The organism is Methylobacterium brachythecii, from assembly GCF_014196345.1.
In the GTDB taxonomy this organism is placed as follows: domain Bacteria; phylum Pseudomonadota; class Alphaproteobacteria; order Rhizobiales; family Beijerinckiaceae; genus Methylobacterium; species Methylobacterium brachythecii.
In genome coordinates, this window is the sequence record NZ_JACIDN010000006.1 from 53,151 (window position 1) to 73,215 (window position 20,065).

At 66.6% G+C, this 20,065-nt stretch carries 16 protein-coding genes; 6 read left to right on the forward strand and 10 right to left on the reverse strand.

The window, feature by feature from the left end; genetic code table 11:
- The first annotated feature begins 166 nt into the window (after positions 1 to 166).
- Together GGR33_RS16275 and GGR33_RS16280 are read left to right on the forward strand one after the other, a co-directional pair.
- Complete coding sequence (locus GGR33_RS16275; protein ID WP_183507089.1) at positions 167 to 2,404, forward strand: mechanosensitive ion channel family protein; 2,238 nt, start codon at positions 167 to 169, stop codon at positions 2,402 to 2,404.
- A 58-nt stretch (positions 2,405 to 2,462) separates the two neighbouring features.
- The gene (locus GGR33_RS16280; RefSeq protein WP_183507091.1) at positions 2,463 to 3,467 is read left to right on the forward strand and encodes an NAD(P)H-dependent glycerol-3-phosphate dehydrogenase; all 1,005 of its coding nucleotides are present in this window, start codon (positions 2,463 to 2,465) and stop codon (positions 3,465 to 3,467) included.
- A 16-nt stretch (positions 3,468 to 3,483) separates the two neighbouring features.
- Here GGR33_RS16280 and GGR33_RS16285 read toward each other — a convergent pair whose 3' ends face one another.
- The 4 genes from GGR33_RS16285 to GGR33_RS16300 form a co-directional block, all read right to left on the reverse strand.
- Positions 3,484 to 4,701 (reverse strand): CaiB/BaiF CoA transferase family protein, encoded by a 1,218-nt coding sequence (locus tag GGR33_RS16285; protein ID WP_183507093.1) that lies wholly within the window; start codon positions 4,699 to 4,701, stop codon positions 3,484 to 3,486.
- A gap of 25 nt (positions 4,702 to 4,726) precedes the next feature.
- Positions 4,727 to 6,043 carry an MFS transporter gene (locus tag GGR33_RS16290; RefSeq protein ID WP_183507095.1) on the reverse strand — a complete coding sequence of 439 codons (1,317 nt, stop codon included), beginning with the start codon at positions 6,041 to 6,043 and terminating at the stop codon, positions 4,727 to 4,729.
- A gap of 105 nt (positions 6,044 to 6,148) precedes the next feature.
- Positions 6,149 to 7,243 (reverse strand): threonine aldolase family protein, encoded by a 1,095-nt coding sequence (locus GGR33_RS16295; protein ID WP_183507097.1) that lies wholly within the window; start codon positions 7,241 to 7,243, stop codon positions 6,149 to 6,151.
- Between the two features lie 108 nt (positions 7,244 to 7,351).
- A complete protein-coding gene (locus GGR33_RS16300; RefSeq protein ID WP_183507099.1) occupies positions 7,352 to 8,527 on the reverse strand; it encodes a pyridoxal-phosphate-dependent aminotransferase family protein in 1,176 nt (391 codons plus the stop codon).
- A gap of 156 nt (positions 8,528 to 8,683) precedes the next feature.
- On the opposite strand from GGR33_RS16300, the gene GGR33_RS16305 reads away from it, so the two are divergent.
- The 4 genes from GGR33_RS16305 (at position 8,684) to GGR33_RS16320 (ending at position 13,884) form a co-directional block, all read left to right on the forward strand.
- On the forward strand, positions 8,684 to 9,427 hold the full coding sequence (locus GGR33_RS16305) for a GntR family transcriptional regulator (protein WP_246413196.1): 744 nt from the start codon (positions 8,684 to 8,686) through the stop codon (positions 9,425 to 9,427).
- Between the two features lie 224 nt (positions 9,428 to 9,651).
- On the forward strand, positions 9,652 to 12,582 hold the full coding sequence (locus GGR33_RS16310; RefSeq protein ID WP_183507103.1) for an FAD-binding and (Fe-S)-binding domain-containing protein: 2,931 nt from the start codon (positions 9,652 to 9,654) through the stop codon (positions 12,580 to 12,582).
- Between the two features lie 173 nt (positions 12,583 to 12,755).
- Positions 12,756 to 13,178 carry an EVE domain-containing protein gene (locus GGR33_RS16315; protein WP_183507105.1) on the forward strand — a complete coding sequence of 141 codons (423 nt, stop codon included), beginning with the start codon at positions 12,756 to 12,758 and terminating at the stop codon, positions 13,176 to 13,178.
- 88 nt (positions 13,179 to 13,266) lie between these two features.
- A complete protein-coding gene (locus GGR33_RS16320) occupies positions 13,267 to 13,884 on the forward strand; it encodes a ParB-like protein (RefSeq protein WP_183507107.1) in 618 nt (205 codons plus the stop codon).
- On the opposite strand, the gene GGR33_RS16325 is transcribed toward GGR33_RS16320, so the two are convergent.
- The 6 genes from GGR33_RS16325 to GGR33_RS16350 form a co-directional block, all read right to left on the reverse strand.
- A complete protein-coding gene (locus GGR33_RS16325; protein WP_183507109.1) occupies positions 13,848 to 14,366 on the reverse strand; it encodes a disulfide bond formation protein B in 519 nt (172 codons plus the stop codon). The two genes, GGR33_RS16320 and GGR33_RS16325, sit on opposite strands and share 37 nt — an antisense overlap.
- Positions 14,366 to 14,947 (reverse strand): YqaA family protein, encoded by a 582-nt coding sequence (locus tag GGR33_RS16330; protein ID WP_183507111.1) that lies wholly within the window; start codon positions 14,945 to 14,947, stop codon positions 14,366 to 14,368. Before GGR33_RS16330 ends, GGR33_RS16325 begins: the two co-directional genes overlap by 1 nt.
- 97 nt (positions 14,948 to 15,044) lie before the next feature.
- Entirely contained in the window at positions 15,045 to 15,776 is a 732-nt protein-coding gene (locus GGR33_RS16335) for an MIP/aquaporin family protein (protein ID WP_183507113.1), read from the reverse strand.
- Between the two features lie 177 nt (positions 15,777 to 15,953).
- Entirely contained in the window at positions 15,954 to 17,459 is a 1,506-nt protein-coding gene (gene glpK / locus GGR33_RS16340) for a glycerol kinase GlpK (protein ID WP_183507115.1), read from the reverse strand.
- Positions 17,460 to 17,532: 73 nt separating this feature from the next.
- The gene (gene glpD, locus GGR33_RS16345; RefSeq protein ID WP_183507117.1) at positions 17,533 to 19,041 is read right to left on the reverse strand and encodes a glycerol-3-phosphate dehydrogenase; all 1,509 of its coding nucleotides are present in this window, start codon (positions 19,039 to 19,041) and stop codon (positions 17,533 to 17,535) included.
- A gap of 175 nt (positions 19,042 to 19,216) precedes the next feature.
- Positions 19,217 to 20,032 (reverse strand): DeoR/GlpR family DNA-binding transcription regulator, encoded by an 816-nt coding sequence (locus GGR33_RS16350; protein WP_183507119.1) that lies wholly within the window; start codon positions 20,030 to 20,032, stop codon positions 19,217 to 19,219.
- Positions 20,033 to 20,065: the final 33 nt, after the last annotated feature.

Here is a 20,065-nt window from a genome sequence, read left to right on the forward strand (position 1 = left end):
GGCCTCGAAGCGTGTCGAGATCGCCCGGCAAGCATCCATGCGGAGATCAACAGATAAAGGGCCGCGACGGAGGGAAATGCGGCGAGAATGTGTTCTGATCGCCAATGGTTGACCTTGGAGCTTGGCCACCTAGCTCCCAGCCATCTTCCATAGTCTGCGAAACGCAATGCACCACGCCGTACGTCTGCTGCTCGTCCTGATCTCGCTTGCCTCCATCTCCATCCCAGCCACTGCCGGCGATCCGAGCTGGAGTGGCACCTGGAACACCCGCTGGCGCCAGGGCGGGGCGCGGGTGGCGCTGCAGCAGGAAGGCAGCCACGTCCACGGCACCTACCTGTCCTATGACGGCTCGATCGAAGGCGAGGTCCAGGGGCGGACGCTGAAAGGGCGCTGGATCCAGGGACAGCGCTCGGGCGGCATCGAGTTCGTGCTGTCGAATGACGGCCAGTCCTTCATGGGCCGCTTCGATACCGGAGAGTGGTGGACCGGCGGCCGGACCGCAGGAGACCCGGAGGCGGTCGGCATCGACCAGCGCGGCCCGCGCCAGGCCCTGCGCACCTTCGCGGATGCCGGCAACAGCGCCCGCTACGACGCGCCTGACCAGATGACCCGCGCCGTTTCCGTCATCGATTTCGGCGAGAATGCCGGCACGATCACCCCGGAGCAGAAGCTCGGGCTGGCCCAGACGCTGTTCAACCTCGTCGACCAGACCACCTTCCGCCTGCATGGCGTCCCGGGCCGCAAGACCGACAAGGATGCAGTCGACCTCAAGCTCGAACAGGCCGGCACCGGTGCGACGCTTCCGCTGCGCCTCGTGAAGAAGGGGGAGAAGTGGTTCATCGCCATGCCCGACGAGGCGGCGCTGGAGGCGGGTCGCAAGGCCCTGTTCGCCCGCTCGGGAGGCCGGCCGCCGAGCCCCGAGGCCTATAAGCTCCGCAAGAGCGCGCGCGATGCCATGCGCAGCTTCACCCGCGCCTTTTCGGAATGGGAGACGGGCGGCCGCGCCCAGGCGCTTGCCACCCTCGACACCTCCGAGCTGAGCGAGGCCGTCCGCGACGACCAGGGCGTGCTGGCGCTCCAGTACCTCAACGGGATCGTGAACCGCATCGGCCTGATGGGGCCGCAGGAGGTCTCGGACGATCCCCAGAATCGAGAGCCGCTGGTCGTGTTCAGCCATCCGGCCGGCCGCATCGTCATCGCGCCGAAGGGCACCGGCGATGCCATGAGCTGGAAATTCACAGCCGAGACCGTTCGCAGTGCGCGCGATCTGTACATCGCCGTCGAGGAGATGCCGATCACCGAGGCCAAGGGCCTTCCGGCACCGCCTTCGGTCTTCTTCAAGGTGCGCAAGTGGGTACGCGGTTTCGCACCGCCGATGCTGACGGAATTCGGGCCCTTGGAAGCCTGGCAGATCGCCGGCTGGGCCTCGATCATCCTGCTCGCGATCGGCCTCGGATGGCTGATCGCGCGGGCGATCATGATGTTCCTGGTGCGATCCGTCGGAGAGGCCGACCCACGGGCGGCCCGGCGCGCTTTCCGTTGGCCGCTCTGGGGCACCGTGGTCTTCGTCGTCTACAACGCCCTGGTGCCGGCCCTGGGCCTGCCCGATCTGGCGACCCGTATCTCGGTCGGCATCACCGGCGTGATGCTCGCCGTCTCGGTGATGTGGCTCGGCTGGCGGCTCGTAGATGCGGTGGTCGACCGCTACTTCACCAGTGGCGAAGGCGGTCGCATGAGCATGGACAACATCCTGGTCTCGCTCGGCTTCGGCGCGCTCAAGATCGGCCTCGTCGCGGCGGGGCTCACCTACATCGCCATCCAGCTGTCGCTTCCCTACGAGGGCGTCGTCGCGAGCCTCTCCATCGGCGGCCTCGCCGTGGCCTTCGCCTCTCGCGAGACCCTGTCGAACGTCTTCGGCGCCGGCATCCTCGCCATCGATCGGCCATTCCGGCGCGGCGACTGGATCGCCACGGGCGACACCAAGGGCACCGTCGAGCATGTCGGCATCCGCTCGACGCGGGTGCGCACGGCCGATGACAGCCTGATCATCGTGCCGAACGGCAAGCTCTCGGATGCGACGGTGAACAACCTCGGCACGCGCCGCTTCCACCTGAATTCGGCCAAGCTGCCGATCCCCTATGACACGACGGTGCCGCAGATCGAGGCGCTGGTCTCCGGAGTGAAGGACCTCGTGGCCGAGATTCCCGAATCGACGCCGGAGCGCACCTCGGTCGCGGTCTCCGCGCTGAGCCAGGACGGGATCGAGGTCACGCTGAAATACGGCCTCGACGTGCGCAACGGCGCGAACGAAACCGAGATCGTGAATCGCCTGATGATGAACATCCTGCGGCTCTGCGAGCGCTTGGGCATCCGGGGCGGCGGCGAGACACCTGTCGCGGCTTGATGCGCCGTTGACGACGCCGACGAGACGACAGAGGGTGCCGCCGAAGACGGGAGGTTCCATGAGCGTCGAGAGCGGACGAGCCAACCGCATCGCCGTCGTCGGCGGGGGCTCATGGGGAACGGCGCTGGCCAATGCTGCGGCCTGCGCCGGCCGGGAGGTCACGCTCTGGCTGCGCGACCCCGTCGGGGCCATCCATATCCAGAAGACGCGCGACAACACGCGCTACCTGCCCGGCATCCCGCTGCACGACCAGGTCCAGGTCACGAGCGATGAGGGACGCGTGTCGGAGGCCGGCACCATCCTGCTCGTCACCCCGGCTCAGACGGTGCGCGAGGTGCTCGGCCAGCTGAGCCCCCATCTCCGCGATACCGCGTTGGTTCTCTGCGCCAAAGGAATCGAGCGGGGTACCGACTCCTTCATGAGCGACGTCGCCGCAGAAGCGATGCCGTCCTCGACGGTCGCCGTGCTATCGGGTCCGAGCTTCGCCACCGACGTCGCCCGCGGCCTGCCGACAGCCGTGACGCTCGCCTGCGCCAACGGCGCGGAGGCGGCGCGGTTGGCCGGCCTGATCTCCGGCCCGGCTTTCCGGCTCTATCACACTGACGACGTACGGGGTGTCGAGATCGGCGGTGCCGGCAAGAACGTGCTGGCCATCGCCTCGGGCATCGTTGCCGGACGCGGCCTCGGCGAGAGCGCGCGCGCGGCGCTGATCGCCCGCGCCTTCGCGGAGCTGATGCGGTTCTCGAAGGCCTATGGCGGCCGTGCGGAGACGCTGATGGGGCTCTCGGGTCTCGGCGACCTCGTGCTCACTGCCTCGTCGACGCAATCGCGCAACTTCGCCTTCGGCGATCGCCTCGGACGTGGTGCGACGCCGGAAAAGGCCGCGGGTGGAAAGCTCGCCGAAGGCGCCTTCACCGCGGCGGCGCTGATCGATCTGGCGCGGGCGCGCGACGTCGAGATGCCGATCGCGGAAGCGGTGGCCGACGTCGTTTCCGGCGTGTCCGACGTCGATGGGGTGGTGGCCCGGCTGCTGGCCAGGCCGCTCAAGGCGGAGCGGGACTGATCGGCGGCGAGCTGGATCAGGCCTCGCGGATGATCCCACTCGCGACCAACGCTTCGATGGCAGCCTGATCGTAGCCGGCCTCCGACAGGATCGCCCTGCCATGCTGGCCGAAGGTCGGCGCCGGCCCGTGGACTCGTCCGGGCGTCTGCGAGAACTTCACCGGCAGTCCGAGCGTCTGCATCCGGCCCGCCTTCGGATGATCGACCTCGACCACCATCTCGCGCGCGAGTGTCTGCGGGTCGCGCTGCATGGCCAGCACGTCGAGGACGGGTCCGGCCGGGACGCCGCCGTCTTCGAGCCGTGCCAGCCACGTCTCGGAATCGGCCTTCCGGAAATGCGGCGCGAGGGCCGCGACCAGATCCGCGCGATGGGCCATGCGGTCCCGGTTCGCCGCGAAGCGCGGATCGTTCGACAGCTCTTCGACACCCAGAACGCCGATCAGGCGCAGCCAGTTGGTCTGGTTGGCGGCGCCGATAGTGATCCAGCCATCAGACGTTTCGAACGCCTCGTAGGGCGCGTTCAGCGGATGGGCCGAGCCCATCGGACCGGGGGCGATGCCGGTCGCCATGGCGATGGCCGATTGCCAGTAGGTGAGGGTGATGCCGGCCTCGAACAGCGAGGTGTCGACGGCCTGGCCCTCGCCGGTCTTGAGCTTGTGAGCATAGGCCGCGAGCACGCCCATCGCAGCGAGGATGCCGGCGGTAATGTCGGTGACCGGTGGCCCGCATTTCATCGGCGGCCGGCCAGGGCCCTCGCCGGTGGTGCTCATCAGGCCACTCATGCCCTGGGCCACCAAATCGAAGCCGGCGCGATCGGCATAGGGGCCGGTGCGGCCGAAGCCCGAGAGGGCGCAGTAGATCAGCCCAGGAAAATCCTTTCGGAGCGTCCCGTAGCCAAGCCCGAGCTTCTCCATCGTGCCGCCGCGATAGTTTTCGATGAGCACGTCGGCATCGGCGAGCAGGCGGCGGAGGACTGCCTTGCCCTCCTGGCTCTTGAGGTCGAGGGCGATGCCCCGCTTGCCGCGGTTCATCATCATGTAGGCGGCGCTCTCGCCCTCGATCGAGGGCGGGACCGAACGGCGGGTGTCATCCCCGCCGTCGATCTTCTCCACCTTGATGACCTCGGCACCCATGTCGCCGAGCATCAGCCCGCAGACCGGGCCGGCCATGATGTGAGCGAGCTCGACGACGCGGACGCCCGCGAGGGGGCCCTGGCCCGTGCTTTTCTCCGTCATGCCGTCCCTTCGTTCAGCGTGAGGGTCAGGCGGCCTTCTTCAAGCCGCTCGGTGCCGTCGTGTCCGTCGACGCATCTTCGAACTTGCGCTCGGGATGCATGGTGAAGGCGAGCACGGCGCCGAGCAGGCAGAGGCCGATCGAGCCCATGAAGGGCAGCGTCCAATCCCCGGTCTTGTCGACGACGAAGCCGAACACGATCGGAGAGACGATCGCCGCTACCGCGGAGCCGGTATTCATTAGGCCGCTCGCCGTGCCGGCGTATTTCGGAGCGATGTCCATCGGCACGGACCAGATCGGACCGATCACCAACTCGGCGAAGAAGAAGCCCGACGAGAGCAGCAGTGCGACGTAGGTCAGGTCCTTGGTGTAAAACACGCCGGTCAGGCTCGCCGCGGCGCCAAGGAAGCCAACCACGATGATCGAGAGCCGGGCGAGTTTGATGCTTCCGGTCTTCTTCAGGATACCGTCGCTGAGAACGCCGCCTAGCGTGTCGCCGACGACGCCGGCGAAGAACACGCCGGAGGCGAAGAGCGCCGAGTTCTTCAGGTCGAGCCCGTAGCTCTCCTTGAAGAAGGACGGGATCCAGCCGAGGAACAGCCACAGCGTCCAGCCGTAGCAGAAATAGGTGATCGTCACCGGCGCGATGCGCTTGGTGAGAGCCCACCACGGCACGGACTGCGAGGCGCCCGGCGCGCGCGGTGCCGGGAGCACGTCGAGCTCGGCCTGCGTGATGCTTTTGTGATCGGCCGGATTGTCGCGGAAATAGATGTACCAGATGGCGACCCAGACGAAGCTCGCGAAGCCGAGGATCACGAAGCAGTAACGCCAGCCGACATGGTAGATCAGGAAGGCGACGATCGGCGGGGCGACCGCGTTTCCGAGGCGCGCGAAGGCGTGGGTGATACCCTGCGCGAAGCCGCGCTTGCCCGGCGCCGTCCAGTTTTGCATGGCGCGGGTCGCGGTCGGGAAGGTCGCGCCCTCACCGAAACCGAGCAGCACGCGGGCCAGGAACAGGCTGATCAAGCCGCCGATCATGCCCGTTAGGATCGTCGCCATGGCCCAGATCAGGCCGCAGACCAGCAGCGTGCGCCGCGCGCCGAACTTGTCGCCGATCGAGCCGCCGATGACCTGGAAGATCGCATAGGGGTAGGCGAAGGCCGACAGGATGAGACCGAACTCGGTCTTCGACATCCCAAGTTCTTTCATGATCTCGCCGCCGGCCGTCGCGACGTTTACCCGGTCGAGATAGGTGATGAAATACATCAGGCAGAGCAGCAGGAGCACGCTGTTCGTCGCGCTGATGAGCGGCGGCTTCGATTTGGCCGCGATGGGCGTCGTCATGGGCGTTTCCCTCACAAGGTTCTTTTTCGTGTTTGTTTCTCGACGCCTCCGTCGAGGGGGCGTGAACTCGTCTCTTGTTGCCCTCGCGGCCCGCAGCGGAAGTCCCTACTGGGCGAGGGAGGCTGCCCGCAACCGTGCAGATGAGCCGTCGGGCGTTTCTGCACGGCTCGCGAAGTTCGTGGCCTTGGCGAGGATGACCTCTGCGGCGCGCTCGCTGCCGGCGCGATCGACGTCGAGATTGGCCGTGACGCGGATCTGATCGCGGCCGAGCGCGCGGATACGGACGCCATCCTTCAGGCAGGCCTCGGCGAATTCGGCAGCGCTGATGCCGAGACCGGCCACCGAGAAGCAGAGGATGTTGGACTGGCCCGCGGTCTCGTCGAAGACGAGGCCCGGGGCATTGCGGACGGCCTCGTGGATGCGGTGCGCGTTGGCGTTGTCCTCGGCCAACTGGTCGATATGGTTGTCGAGAGCGTAGAGGCCTGCCGCGGCGAGCACGCCGCTCTGGCGCATGGCGCCGCCCAGGCGGTACTTCCAGCGCCAGGCTTCGACCACGAATTCCCGCGAGCCGCAGAGCACGGCGCCGACCGGGCAGCCGAGACCCTTGCTGAGGTCGATCCACGCGCTGTCGAAGCCCTCGGCATAGTCCTTCGCAGAGATCCCGGTGGCGACCACCGCGTTGAGCAGGCGGGCCCCGTCGATATGCGCCTTGAGACCCTTGGAATGAGCGAGATCGCGGATCGCCCGCATCACGCCGAGATCCCAGACCGTGCCGCCGGAGAAGCTGGTGGTCTGTTCGATGGAGATCAGGGCCGAGCGCGGCGCCGTTCTCTGCGGCACCCGAATCGCCGCCTCGGCCTGTTCGAGCGTGTAGAGCCCGACCCGGGTCGGCAGCGGCTTGACCGACACCCCGCCGATGGCCGCCGCGCCCGCTGCCTCGGTGTTGTACATGTGAGACTGGTCGTCGCAGATGATCTCGTCGCCAGCCCGGGTCTGCACCAGGATCGAGGTCAGGTTGCACATCGTGCCGGACGGCATGAACACGCCGTCCTCCATGCCGAGGATCTCGGCCACGCGCTCACACAGGGCGTTGGTGGTCGGGTCCGAACCCGACTGCTCGTCGCCGACCTCGGCGCGTGCCATGGCCTCGCGCATGCCCGGCGTGGGCTTCGTCTGCGTGTCGCTGAACAGATCGATCATGACGACGTAAGGGCCCTCTGTTCGCACGCGCGGGTCGAAAGAACGATGTCCGCCCGCCGCTGCGCCGACCGTTCCCGGCCCGCGCGGCTGCGGGCCAGGACCGTCGGCTCAGTCGTCGCGGCCGGTCCGCAGGCTCGTCATGGCGGCGAGCACGCCACCCCGCTGATGCGGGATGCCGGCCGCGTCAAGACCCATCTCGACGCCGGAAAGCGCGCCCATCAGCGACAGCTCGTTGCATTCGCCGAGATGCCCGATGCGGAAGACGCGCCCCGCGAGCTTGGCGAGCCCGGTCCCGAGCGACATGTCGAACCGATCGAGCACCAGTTTGCGGAAGGCGTCGGCGTCGTGGCCATCGGGCATCAGGACGGCGGTCAGCACGGGCGAGAATTCGGACGGTTCCTCGCAGAGCACCTCCAGGCCCCAGCCCTGGACGGCGGCGCGCGTCGCGGCGGCGAGGCGCTGGTGCCGGGCGAAGACCTGCGGCAGACCTTCCTCCAGCAGCATGGCGATCGCCTCGCGCAGGCCGAACAGAAGGTTGGTGGCCGGGGTGTAGGGAAAGAAGCCGTCCGTGTTCGGCTTCAACATCTCCTCCCAATCCCAATAGGAGCGCGCCAATGTGTTTGCCTTCGCCGCTGCCCGCGCCTTCTCGGAAATCGCGGTGAAACCGAGGCCGGGGGGCAGCATCAGCCCCTTCTGCGAGCAACTCACCGTGACGTCGATTCCCCACGCGTCGTGCTGCAGGTCTGCGGAGCCGAGGCCGGAAATCGAGTCCACGAGCAGCAGCGCCGGATGGCCTGCCTGGTCGATCGCGCGGCGCACCTCGGCGATCCGGCTCGTCGCGCCGGTCGAGGTTTCGTTGTGGACGACCATCACCGCCTTGATCGCGTGTTCGCGATCCTCGGCGAGCTTCGCCTCGACGATCGCCGGATCGGCGCCGCGCCGCCAGTCGCCGGGCACGAAGTCGACCTCGATGCCCCAGCGTGCGGCCATCTTCTGCCACAGGGTCGCGAAATGGCCGGTCTCGAACATCAGCACGCGATCGCCCGGCGACAGGGTGTTGACGATCGTGGCCTCCCAGGCACCGGTGCCGGAAGAGGGGTAGATGATCACCGGTGCCTTGGTCTGGAAGACGGCCTTGCAGCCTTCGAGGACCTCGTGTCCAAGCCGGGCGAATTCCGGCCCGCGGTGATCGATCACCTGCCGATCCATCGCTCGCATGACGCGATCGGGGACGGGGCTCGGGCCCGGAATGTTCAGAAAATGGCGTCCCGTACGCGTCGTCATAACGGCCTCCCGGTGCTGGCATCTTCCTCAAAGGCCGCCAGCTTATTCAAGCATTTTGCATTCAAAATTCGAGATGGCAAGTCAGATTTGTGGACATAATGCATGTCGACGGGTGATCCCGCCACTGCTACGACCCCAGCATGAGGAAAAATGCACATGTCCGTCACCGGCCTTGAGCCGCTCCCCGCGAGGGACGAGCGACGTGATCAGCCCGAACCATTGATGCAATCGCTGCACGGCGAGGTGCTGGAGCGGCTGCGTGACTTCATCGTCGAGGGCAATCTCAGTCCCGGCGCCCGGGTACCTGAGCGGCTCCTTTGCGAACGATTCGGCATTTCGCGAACGCCCCTGCGCGAGGCCTTGAAGGTCCTGGCCTTTGAGGGCCTGATCGATCTGTTGCCCAACCGCGGCGCGCGCGTTCGCCGGATCGGCGAGCGCGAATTGACCGAGTTGTTCGACGTGATGGGCGGCCTCGAAGCCCTGGCGGGACGGCTCGCTTGCGAGAAGATCTCGGAGGAGGCCTTCGCCGCGCTCGAACGCCTGCATCACGAGATGTACGGCCACTATCTGCGGCGCGATCTCCACGGATACTTCGCCTGCAACCAAGCGATTCACGACGCGATCGTCGCAGCGGCCGACAACGAGCCGTTGAGGACGACCTACGCGAACTTCGCCGGCCGCCTGCGGCGGACGCGCTACGCCGCCAATCTCGACGACGATCGGGACCGTTGGAGCGAGGCGATGCGCGAGCACGAAGAAATGCTCGACGCTCTTCGCCGCCGTGCCGGCTCCGAGATGAGCGACATCCTGTTCCGCCACCTCCGCAACAAGCACCGCGCCGCCGCCAAGCGCGAAGGACAGGCCGATGAGAATGGCGTCGAGGAAGCGGTGACGGCCTGAGCCAGACGGGCATTGCCCGCTTGGACACCGGATCACGCATTCAAGTTGAGAGTCTTTCCGATCATTTTTGAATTCATTTTGACGGACCTGATCCGCATGCCAGAGGCGCGTTGCGAACTTGAGCAAAAATGAATTTTGAATTATGTATACAAACGTTCGCCGAAGTGGCGATGATCCGGATAGCGACCGGTCGAATGCGATGATGGCCGGAAGGGAAACGGATCATGGACGGTGACAGCGCGAGAGGGGCTCCGAAAGTCGGACGTCTGGAGCAACGCTTGTCGCAGGCCCTTCAGGGCGACGTTCGTTTCGACGCGTTCACGCGCGGGCGCTACAGCACGGATGCCTCGATCTACCAGATCATGCCGGCGGGCGTGGTGCTGCCGAAGAGCCGCGACGACCTCGCGGCGACCCTGACCATCGCCGCCGAGCACGGCGTGCCCGTCATCATGCGGGGAGGGGGCACCTCGCAAAACGGCCAGCCGATCGGCTCGGGGCTGGTGGTCGATTGCTCGCGCCACTTCAACGCGATGACCGCCTACGACGCGGAGGCCGGCACCATCACCGTCGAGCCGGGCATGGTGCTGGAGCGGCTGAATACGCGCGTAAAGGCCGATGGCTGGTTCTTCCCGGTCGAGCCCTCGACGGCGACCCGCTGCACCATCGGCGGCATGGCCGGCAACAATTCCTGCGGCGCCCGCTCGCTGCGCTTCGGCAAGATGAGCGACAACGTGCTGGCCATGGAGGCCCTGTTCCACGATGCGGAAGCCTTCGGCTTCGGGCTGACCGGAAACGAGACCCTCGGCGTCACCGGCTCGGCCAGGGCGGAGGAACTGGCGCGGCGCATGCTCGCGCTGGCGCAGGACAACCGCCAGGAGATCCTCGACAGGTATCCGAACGTCCAACGACGCGTCGGCGGCTACAACCTCGACAGCCTGATCGAGCCTCGCCCGAACCTCGCCCACCTGCTGGTCGGCTCCGAGGGCACGCTCGCCGCGACCACCTCGGTGACCCTGAAGCTGTCGCGGTTGCCGACGCATCGGGTGCTCGGCATCTGCCACTTCCCATCGTTCCGCGCGGCGATGGAGACGACCCAGCACCTCGTCGCCCTCGGCCCAGTCGCGGTCGAGCTCGTCGACAACAACGTGCTGGTGCTCGGCGCCGACATCCCGCTGTTCAAGGCGACTCTCGCCGACATCACCCGCGGCAAGCCCAATTGCCTGCTGATCGCCGAGTTCGCCGGCGACGATCTCGATACGCTGAAAGCGGATCTGAAGCGTCTCGATGCCTGCATGGCCGATCACGGTTTTTCCGATGCCGTGGTCGAGGTGCTGGAGCCTTCCCGCCAGAAGACCGTCTGGGAGGTGCGCGAGGCCTGCCTCAACATCATGATGTCGATGAAGGGCGATGCGAAACCGATCTCCTTCATCGAGGATTGCGCGGTGCCGCTGGAGCACCTCGCCGACTACACCGACGCCGTCACCGAGGTTTTCACGAAGCACGGCACCCGCGGTACCTGGTACGCGCACGCCTCCGTCGGCTGTCTGCACGTGCGGCCGATCCTCGACATGAAGGATGCCGGCGGCGTTCGGCAGATGCGGGCCATCGCGGAAGAGACCGCCGATCTCGTGCGGCGCTACAAGGGCTCGTATTCGGGAGAGCACGGCGACGGCATCTCGCGCTCGGAATTCGTCGAGCCGCTGTTCGGCGCGACCCTCACGCGGGCTTTCGAGACGGTGAAGGACGGTTTCGATCCCGAGAACCGGCTGAACCCGAATAAGATCGTCCGCCCGCTGAAGTTCGACGACCGCTCGCTGTTCCGGTTCAAGCCGGATTACGCGGTGCAGCCGATCGAGACGGCCCTCGATTGGTCGGACTGGGGCGGGCTCGGTAGCGCCGTCGAGATGTGCAACAACAACGGCACCTGCCGGAAGCTCGCCGGCGGCGCGATGTGTCCCTCTTATCGCGCCACGCGCGAGGAGCAGCACCTTACTCGCGGCCGCGCCAACTCCCTGCGCCTCGCTCTCTCGGGCCAACTCGGCAAGGACGCCTTCACCTCGGCCGACATGAAGCGCACGATGGATCTGTGCGTGTCCTGCAAGGCCTGCCGGCGCGAATGCCCCACGGGCGTCGACATGGCCAAGATGAAGATCGAGTTCCTTCATCACTACCATGCCGAGCACGGCCTGCCGGCCCGCGACCGGGTGATCGCGGAGATGCCGCGCTATGCGGGAATTGCCGCGCGGCTCGCCCCGCTGATGAACCTGCGCAACCAGATCCCGGCGCTCGCCAAGCTCGGCGAGCAGATGCTCGGCCTCTCGGCCCGGCGCTCGCTGCCGGAATGGCGCCGGCCCTGGCGCGAGCAGGGGCCCGTTGCCAAGCCGGCGGATGTGACCGGCGAATGGCAGGACGTCATCCTGTTCGGCGACACCTTCAACCGGGCCTTCGAGCGCGAGAACCTGGAGGCGGCCGAGCGGGTGCTGAAGGCGGCCGGCTACCGGCTGCATCGCGTGGTCGCGCATTCGGGCAGCCGCCCGCTCTGCTGTGGCCGGACGTATCTCGCTTCCGGGCAGACCGACCGCGCTCGTGAGGAGGCCCGTCGCACGCTCGACGCGCTGCTGCCCTTCGTGCGAGCCGGTGCCCGCGTGGTCGGGCTTGAGCCGTCCTGCCTGTTCACCTTCCGCGACGAGTTTTTGTCATTGCTGCCCGGTGAGGAAGCGAAAGCGCTGGCCGAGCAGGCCTTCCTGTTCGAAGAGCTTCTCGCCGCCGACCTGCAGGCCGGGCGCATCACCCTGGACCTCGCCGACCAGGCCGGCCGGGTGGCGCATCTGCATGGCCACTGCCACCAAAAGTCCTTCGGGGCGATGGGGGCTGTGGAGACGGTGCTCCGCGCGGTGCCGGGCCTCGATGTGAAGGTGATCGAGTCGAGCTGCTGCGGTATGGCCGGCGCTTTCGGCTACAAGGCCGAGACCATCGACGTGTCCTTCGCCATGGCCGAGCTGTCTCTGTTTCCGGCGCTCCGCAAAGCCGGCCCCGACGACCTCGTCGTCGCCGACGGCACCAGCTGTCGCCATCAGATCCATGACGGCGTTCAGCGAGAGGCCGAGCACGTGGCGCGGGTGCTCGACAGGGCGCTGCTGTCGACCGCCGAATAAGCCTCACCGTCATTGCGAGGCGAAGCCGAAGCAATCCAGGGCCAACGGGCTGACGTCCGTGCGTTGGCCCTGGATTGCTTCGCCGCGCTCGCAATGACGGGCGTGGGCGATGACTTCCGGCGCCGGCCTGCCACGTGTAGACGGTCGGCCTTCCTCCACGGAGCCGCCCCACGATGGCCTATTGGCTGTTCAAGTCCGAACCCTCGACCTGGTCCTGGCAGCAACAGGTGGAGGCGGGGGAGGGCGGTACGTTCTGGAGCGGCGTGCGCAACCATCTCGCCAAGAACCAGATGCAGGCCATGACGGTCGGCGAGCGCGGCTTTTTCTACCACTCGAACGAGGGCAAGGCGGTCGTCGGCATCGTCGAGGTGATCAAGCCATACTATCCGGACCACACTGACGAGTCCGGCCGCTTCGGCATGGTGGACATCAAGGCCGTGAAGCCGCTGCCGCAGCCCGTCACGCTCGACGCGATCAAGGCCGAGCCGCGGCTCAAGGACATGGTGTTGGTGAACAACTCTCGGCTTTCGGTTCAGCCGGTGACGGAGGCCGAGTGGGCGATGGTCTGCGCGATGGGCGGATTGCAGAAGGGCTGACGTCTCACGAACGTGACGTTCCGCCGCTTGCATTCCGAATGAATCAGGCGTTCGCCTCAGCGCCTGGGGCCCTTTCGGAGACGCCGCCATGACAACCCGTGAACCCCTTCTGAAACCGGTACCGATCGCCGAGCTTCGGCCGACCCAGATCACGGTCGGCTACAGGGAGGTCGAGGAGAAGCGCAAGCGCTGGCGGGAGCACGATCCCGACAAGAAGGCCGCGTTCCTCGGCTCGCACATGATCCCGGTCCTGCTCGGACCGAAGAAGCGCCACTACGTCATCGACCACCATCACCTCGCTCGCGCACTGCAGGAGGAGGGCGAGGAGAACGTGCTGGTCAACGTGGTCGCCGACCTGCACGCGCTCGACAAGGACGCCTTTTGGACGGTGATCGATCTCAAATCATGGTCCCACCCCTACAACGACGAGGGTGTCCGCGTCGGCTATGCCGAGGTTCCCAAGAAGATCTCCGAGCTCGTCGATGACCCGTTCCGCAGTCTCGCCGGAGAACTCCGTCGGGCCGGCGGCTTCGCCAAGGATACGACGCCGTTCAGCGAATTCCTCTGGGCGGACTTCCTGCGCAGGCGGATGAAGCGGAAGGCTGTCGAGAACGACTTCTCGAAGGCGATCGAGGAGGCGCTCGGCCTCGCGAAGTCGATGGATGCCGGCTACCTGCCGGGCTGGTGCGGTCCGGTCGAGAGCTGACGCGACAGCGCGGCGGCTCCTGCGAACGCAGCCAGGAACGCGGCGATCACCGCGTTCCAGCCGGCCAGCGAGATCCCAAGAAAGCTCCAGGCCGCCTTGGTGCAATCGACGGGCTGTTTGACCGCAAGGTCTTTCAGGAAATCGTTGATGTCGGCCGCGGCGGCCGACCCGCCGCCGCAATCGCTCGGTCCCGGCCAAAAGCCCCACTCGGCACCCGCGTGGTAGATGCCGAGGCCCGACCCGTAGAGCATCACCAGGGCGATCAGGCCGAGGATCAGCTTCGGGCCGCGTCCCGGCGCGATCATCGCCAGCGCCGCCAGCGGCAGCGAGAGGTAGTAGGGCACACGCTCGGTCAGGCAAAGCTTGCACGGCACGTAACCCAGGACATGCTCGAAATAGAGCGCTCCACCCACCGTCAGCACGGCACCGAGCAGGACCAAGAGCGCAGCCGTCCGGGGGCGCAGCAAGGGGCCGAGGCGCATCAGAACACCACCTTGAGCGCGAAGAAGCCGAGGATGATCACCGCCACCGAGATCGCCACGACGACGTTGAGGTGCCGGTCGAGCACCGCGCGGATCGAGAGGCCGTAGCGGCCGAGCAGTCCCGCCAGCACGAAGAAGCGAGCGCCGCGGGTGATGATCGAGAGCACCACGAACCAGAACAGGCTGTAATGGGCGAAGCCCGAGGTGATGGTCACCAGCTTGTAGGGGATCGGCGTTAGTCCCTTCAGTAGGATCACCCAATGCCCGTACTTGGCGTAGGATTCCTGGAAAGTGTGGGCCTTGTCGGTCAGCCCGTAGAGCTGGAACAGCCACTGGCCGACGGAATCGAAGAGCAGCGCGCCGATCGCATAGCCGAGGAGGCCGCCGAGAACGGAGGCCACCGTCGCGATGGTGGCGTAGAGCCAGACCCTCTCCGGCCGGGTCACCGCCATCGGCACCATCATCGCGTCGGGGGGCACCGGAAAGAACGAACTCTCTGCGAAGGCCACCACGCCGAGCACCCAGGGCGCCGACGGCGTGGCTGCGAGCGCGAGTATCCACTCGTAGAGGCGGCGGATCATGGAGCTTGGGCCCGATCGGAAAATCCGCGGTCCTTTGAGCACGGCTTGGCCGCAGAGGCGAGTGTCCTCGACGTCTCGTCGTCCGATCGATGTTCCCTCAGATCCCTACGATTCCGACGAAAAGGGCGGCGATCGTCGCCCCGATGACCGGGCCGACGACCGGGATCCAGGCGTAGCCCCAATCCGAACCGCCCTTGCCGGGGATCGGCAGGAGCGCGTGCGCGATGCGCGGCCCGAGGTCGCGGGCCGGGTTGATGGCGTAGCCAGTGGGGCCACCGAGCGAGAGGCCGATACCCCAGACCAGCACGCCGATGATGTAGGGAGCTACGCCGGTCGGGAAGGCTCCGGGTGCAACGACGGCCTTCGAGACCACCGCGTAGATCACCAGCACCAGGACGAAGGTGGCGATGATCTCGGCCAGGAGGTTCGCGCCCATGTTGCGGATCGCCGGCCCCGTGCAGAAGCAGGCGAGCTTGAGATCCTTGTCCTGTGTCGCCCCCCAATGCGGCAGGTAGTGCAGCCAGACGATCGCCGCGCCAAAGAAGGCACCGATCATCTGGGCGGGGATGTAGACGCCGAGCTTGCTCAGGTCGCCGGTGGCGACGGCGGCCGCGACGGTCACGGAGGGGTTGATATGCGCATCGGCGCTGCCGGCAGCGGTGGCCACGAAGATCCCGGCGATCGTGCCGAAGCACCAGCTCGCTGTGATCCCGACCCAGCCCATGGCCTCACCCTTGGACTTCGCCAGCAGCGCCCCGGCCACGACGCCGTCGCCGAAGATGATCAGGGTCATCGTACCCAACATTTCGCCCAGGAACGGCGAGGTCATGGCGTATCCTCCTGTGTCGCGCGTTCTCGCGCTGACGTCGCTGAAGTCTTCGACCGGATCACGCCCCTCTGCCGTCATTGCGAGCGAAGCGAAGCAATCCAGCCGAACTCGTCGAGCTCCGCGCATCCCTGGATTGCTTCGCTGCGCTCGCAATGACGGGGGGGGCGGACGGAGCCCTCAATCCTCGTCGGTCTTCCAGTCGAAGGAGCGCTTCACCGCGCGGCTCCAGGCGGCGTAGATCTTCTTGCGCTGGCCGGTATCCATCTTCGGCTCCCAGCGATGGTCGACGCTCCAATTGTGCTTGAGGTCGTCGAGATCCTTCCAGTAGCCGGTGGCGAGACCGGCCGCGTAGGCGGCGCCGAGCGCGGTGGTCTCGGTGACCTTCGGGCGCACCACCGGAACGTCGAGGATGTCGGCCTGGAACTGCATCAGCGTATCGTTGGCGACCATGCCGCCATCCGAGCGCAGCTCCTTCACCGCAATGCCGGAATCCTTCTCCATGGCCTCCAGGACTTCCTTGGTCTGGAAAGCCGTGGCTTCGAGCACCGAGCGGGCGATGTGGCCCCGGTTGGCGTAGCGGGTCAGGCCGATGATCAGCCCGCGTGCGGCGTCGTTCCAGTGCGGTGCGTAGAGGCCGGAGAAGGCCGGCACGAAATAGACGCCGCCATTGTCCTCGACGGTCGCGGCGAGCTTTTCGACCTCGGCGCTCTCCTTGATCATCCCGAGGTTGTCGCGCAGCCACTGCACCAGCGAGCCGGTCACAGCGATCGAGCCCTCGAGCGCGTAGACGGGCTTCTGCCCGTCGAGCCGATAGGCCAGCGTCGTGACGAGGCCGGCGCTCGACGGGACGGGTTTCCCGTCGGTGTTCATCAGCGCGAAGCAACCGGTGCCGTAGGTGTTTTTCGCCTCACCCGGTGTGAAGCAGGTCTGGCCGAAAAGGGCGGCCTGCTGGTCGCCGAGGATTCCGGCAATCGGGACGCCCTCAAACGGCACCTTGGTCTCGCCGTAGACCTCGCTCGACGAGACGATCTTCGGCAGCATCGCGCGCGGGATGTCGAAGGCCTTCAGCATGCCCTCGTCCCATTCGAGCGTCTCCAGCGACATTAGCTGCGTGCGGCTGGCATTGGTCACGTCGGTGAGGTGCAGGCCGCCCTCTGCGCCGCCGGTGAGGTTCCAGACGAGCCAGGTGTCGATGTTGCCGAAGAGCACGTCGCCGGCCTCGGCCTTCTCCCGGGCGCCCTTCACGTTGTCGAGGAGCCAGCGCAACTTCAGCCCGGAGAAGTAGCTGGCCAGCGGCAGGCCGGTGACGTCACGGAATCGGTTGGGGCCGCCCTTCTTGGCGAATTCAGCGACGAGACGGTCGTTGCGGGTGTCCTGCCAGACCAGAGCGTTGTGCAGCGGCTCGCCGGTTGTCTTGTCCCAGATCAGCGTGGTCTCTCGCTGATTGGTGATGCCGATGGCGACGAGATCCTTGGGCTTGAGGTCGGCCTTTTCGAGGGCCTTCTTCATCACCTTGCGGGTCTTCTTCCAGATCTCCCGCGGGTCGTGCTCGACATGGCCCGGCTTTGGAAAGATCTGCTCGTGCTCCTCCTGGGCCACCGAGACGACGGTGCCCTTGCGGTCGAACACGATGAAGCGGCTGCTCGTGGTGCCCTGGTCGATGGCACCGACATATCGGCTCATGGCTCATCCCTCCCTGGGATTCGTCTGCTGTTTCGCCCCGTCGGTCTTTTGCCGGTCGGGCTCGTCTCGGTGATTACGCGGCCTGTGCGGCCTTCCCCTCGATGTAGGCCTGAAGGCGCGTCTCGCTCTCCGCACTCGTGTGCAGGCCGAGCTTGGAGCGGCGCCACAGGATGTCGTGAGCCGTGATCGCCCATTCCTGGTCGCGGAGGTAATCAACTTCCCGCGCGGTCAGGCCGCCATCGAAGGCCTCGCCGAGATCGGCGAGCGATCTGGCATTCCGAACGATGTCTCGCGTCCGTGTTCCGTAGGCGCGCGACAGCCGTCGGGCGGTCTCCGCAGGCAGGAACGGCGCCTCGGCTTTCAGCGCGTCCAGGAAGGCGTCGAAATCCGCACCGGGCATGTCGCCGCCCGGGAGGGCCGCAGCGCCGGTCCAGGCTGGTTTGAGACCGGGAAAGTAGTCTTCGAGCTTCTCGATCGCGTGTTCGGCGAGGCGGCGATAGGTCGTGATCTTACCGCCGAAAACCGAGAGGACCGGCAGGCTGCCGTTCTGGTCGGAAACGTCGAGCACGTAGTCGCGCGTGACCGCGGAGGCGTTCGCGGCGGCATCGTCGTAGAGCGGGCGCACGCCCGAATAGCTCCAGACTACGTCCTCCGGACCAATGCTTTTCGCGAAGGATCGGTTGATGCAGTCGCAGAGATAAGCGGTCTCCTCGGGCGAGATCGTCACGGCGCCGGGCTCGCGCTCGTAGGGCACGTCGGTGGTGCCGATCAGCGTGAAGTCGCGCTCATACGGGATCGCGAAGACGATGCGCTGGTCGGGCTGCTGCAGGATGTAGGCCTGCTCGCCCTCGAAGAGCCGCCTCACGACGATGTGGCTGCCCTTGATCAGGCGCACCGCTGCGCGGCTGTTGATTCCCAGCGTTTCGCCGAGCGTCTCGCTGACCCAGGGGCCGGCCGCGTTGACCACTGCCTTGGCGCGAACCGTCTCGGCGGCGCCGCTCCTCTCGTCGTGAAGTTCCGCAACCCAGGCATCGCCCTCGCGGCGGGCCGAGGCGACGCCGGTCCGTGTACGGATCTCCGCGCCGCGCAGCTGCGCATCCATGGCGTTAAGCACGACGAGCCGGCTGTCCTCGACCCAGCAATCCGAATAGACGAAGCCTTTGTTGAGACGCTCCTGCAGCGGCTTGCCCAGCGGCGACGTTCGCAAACGAACCGAAGCCGAGCCCGGCAGCGTTCGCAACCGCGCGAGATGGTCGTAGAGAAAGAGCCCGATCCGCAGCATCCAGGCCGGGCGAAGGCCCTCGTCGCGGGGAAGCACGAAGCGCAACGGCCAGATGATGTGCGGGGCGAGGCGGAGCAACCGCTCTCGCTCGGCCAGGGCCTCTCGGACGAGGCGAAACTCGTAATATTCGAGATAGCGCAAGCCGCCATGGATCAGCTTGGTGCTCGATGACGAGGTGAACTCGGCAAGATCCCCGCGCTCGCAAAGCAGCACTTTCAAGCCCCGCCCCGCCGCGTCGCGCGCGATGCCGGCACCGTTGATGCCGCCGCCAATGACCAGCAGATCGTAGGCAGTCTGCAAAACTCACTCCCGGAACTGGCGCAATGCCGATCCGGAACCATATTGCGCACTTCATGATGTTCGCAAGCGAAAATTTCAGCGTTCGCGAACGATCATTTCTGTTCGATGACATGTGCGATCGGGTGCCTTCCCTCGTCCCAGAGTAGGGAGCGGACGCGGCACGTCGCTGATCCGGTCAATCGGCAGCCGTACCTGGAGCGATTGCCGCCTCGATCCCCTGCCGCTCCATGAGCGCGGCGATGTCGGGTGGGGGAGCCCGGTCGGTGAACAGGGTATCCACCTGCTCCAGGCTGCCGACGCGCACCATTGGACGGCGGGAGAACTTGCTGTGGTCGGCGACCAGGAACGTGGTCTCGGCATGCGCCAGGATCGCCTGGGTGGCGCGGATCTCTTCGTAGTCGAAATCGAGCAGCGTACCGTCGCCATCGATGCCGCTGCAGCCGATCACGGCATAATCCACCCGGAACTGGCTCAGCGTATCGAGGGTGAGCTGTCCGAGCACGGCCCCGTCGCGGCGGATCGTGCCACCCGCCGCAACGATACGAAAATCGGTTGCCTCTGCGAGCGAGAGCGCGACGTGCAGGTTGTTGGTGACGATCGAGAGGTCGTCGTGCCGGGTCAGTTCGCGGGCCACGGCCTCGGTCGTCGTCCCGATCCCGATGAAGACCGAGCAATGCGAGGGGATCCGGCCGGCAGCGAGGCGACCGATCCGCGTCTTCTCGGCGGAGAGCGTGACCCGGCGGTCCGCGTATTCCACGTTTTCGACACTGGAGGGCAGGCCGCCGCCGCCGCGGTAACGCTCCAGGCGCCCTTCGGCGGAGAGTTCGTTGAGGTCGCGCCGGATCGTCTGCACCGTCACGCCGTGGCTCGCTGCCAGCGCTTCGATCGTCACGAAGCCGCGCTGGCGGACCGCTGCGACGATGGCCGCGCGTCGCGCCTCGACGGCGGAGGTCTCCTGACGAGAATCGGATCGGTCGGAGGCACGGGCCACGCTGTTCGGAACTCCTCTGCCGTTTCGCGGCTC

Excerpts from the sequence above, each read along its gene's own strand:
- GGR33_RS16275 (WP_183507089.1), top strand. The coding sequence starts at position 167 with ATGCACCACGCCGTACGTCTGCTGCTCGTCCTGATCTCGCTTGCCTCC.
- GGR33_RS16280 (WP_183507091.1), top strand. The coding sequence starts at position 2,463 with ATGAGCGTCGAGAGCGGACGAGCCAACCGCATCGCCGTCGTCGGCGGG.
- GGR33_RS16285 (WP_183507093.1), bottom strand. The coding sequence starts at position 4,701 with ATGACGGAGAAAAGCACGGGCCAGGGCCCCCTCGCGGGCGTCCGCGTC.
- GGR33_RS16290 (WP_183507095.1), bottom strand. The coding sequence starts at position 6,043 with ATGACGACGCCCATCGCGGCCAAATCGAAGCCGCCGCTCATCAGCGCG.
- GGR33_RS16295 (WP_183507097.1), bottom strand. The coding sequence starts at position 7,243 with ATGATCGATCTGTTCAGCGACACGCAGACGAAGCCCACGCCGGGCATG.
- GGR33_RS16300 (WP_183507099.1), bottom strand. The coding sequence starts at position 8,527 with ATGACGACGCGTACGGGACGCCATTTTCTGAACATTCCGGGCCCGAGC.
- GGR33_RS16305 (WP_246413196.1), top strand. The coding sequence starts at position 8,684 with ATGTCCGTCACCGGCCTTGAGCCGCTCCCCGCGAGGGACGAGCGACGT.
- GGR33_RS16310 (WP_183507103.1), top strand. The coding sequence starts at position 9,652 with ATGGACGGTGACAGCGCGAGAGGGGCTCCGAAAGTCGGACGTCTGGAG.
- GGR33_RS16315 (WP_183507105.1), top strand. The coding sequence starts at position 12,756 with ATGGCCTATTGGCTGTTCAAGTCCGAACCCTCGACCTGGTCCTGGCAG.
- GGR33_RS16320 (WP_183507107.1), top strand. The coding sequence starts at position 13,267 with ATGACAACCCGTGAACCCCTTCTGAAACCGGTACCGATCGCCGAGCTT.
- GGR33_RS16325 (WP_183507109.1), bottom strand. The coding sequence starts at position 14,366 with ATGCGCCTCGGCCCCTTGCTGCGCCCCCGGACGGCTGCGCTCTTGGTC.
- GGR33_RS16330 (WP_183507111.1), bottom strand. The coding sequence starts at position 14,947 with ATGATCCGCCGCCTCTACGAGTGGATACTCGCGCTCGCAGCCACGCCG.
- GGR33_RS16335 (WP_183507113.1), bottom strand. The coding sequence starts at position 15,776 with ATGACCTCGCCGTTCCTGGGCGAAATGTTGGGTACGATGACCCTGATC.
- glpK (WP_183507115.1), bottom strand. The coding sequence starts at position 17,459 with ATGAGCCGATATGTCGGTGCCATCGACCAGGGCACCACGAGCAGCCGC.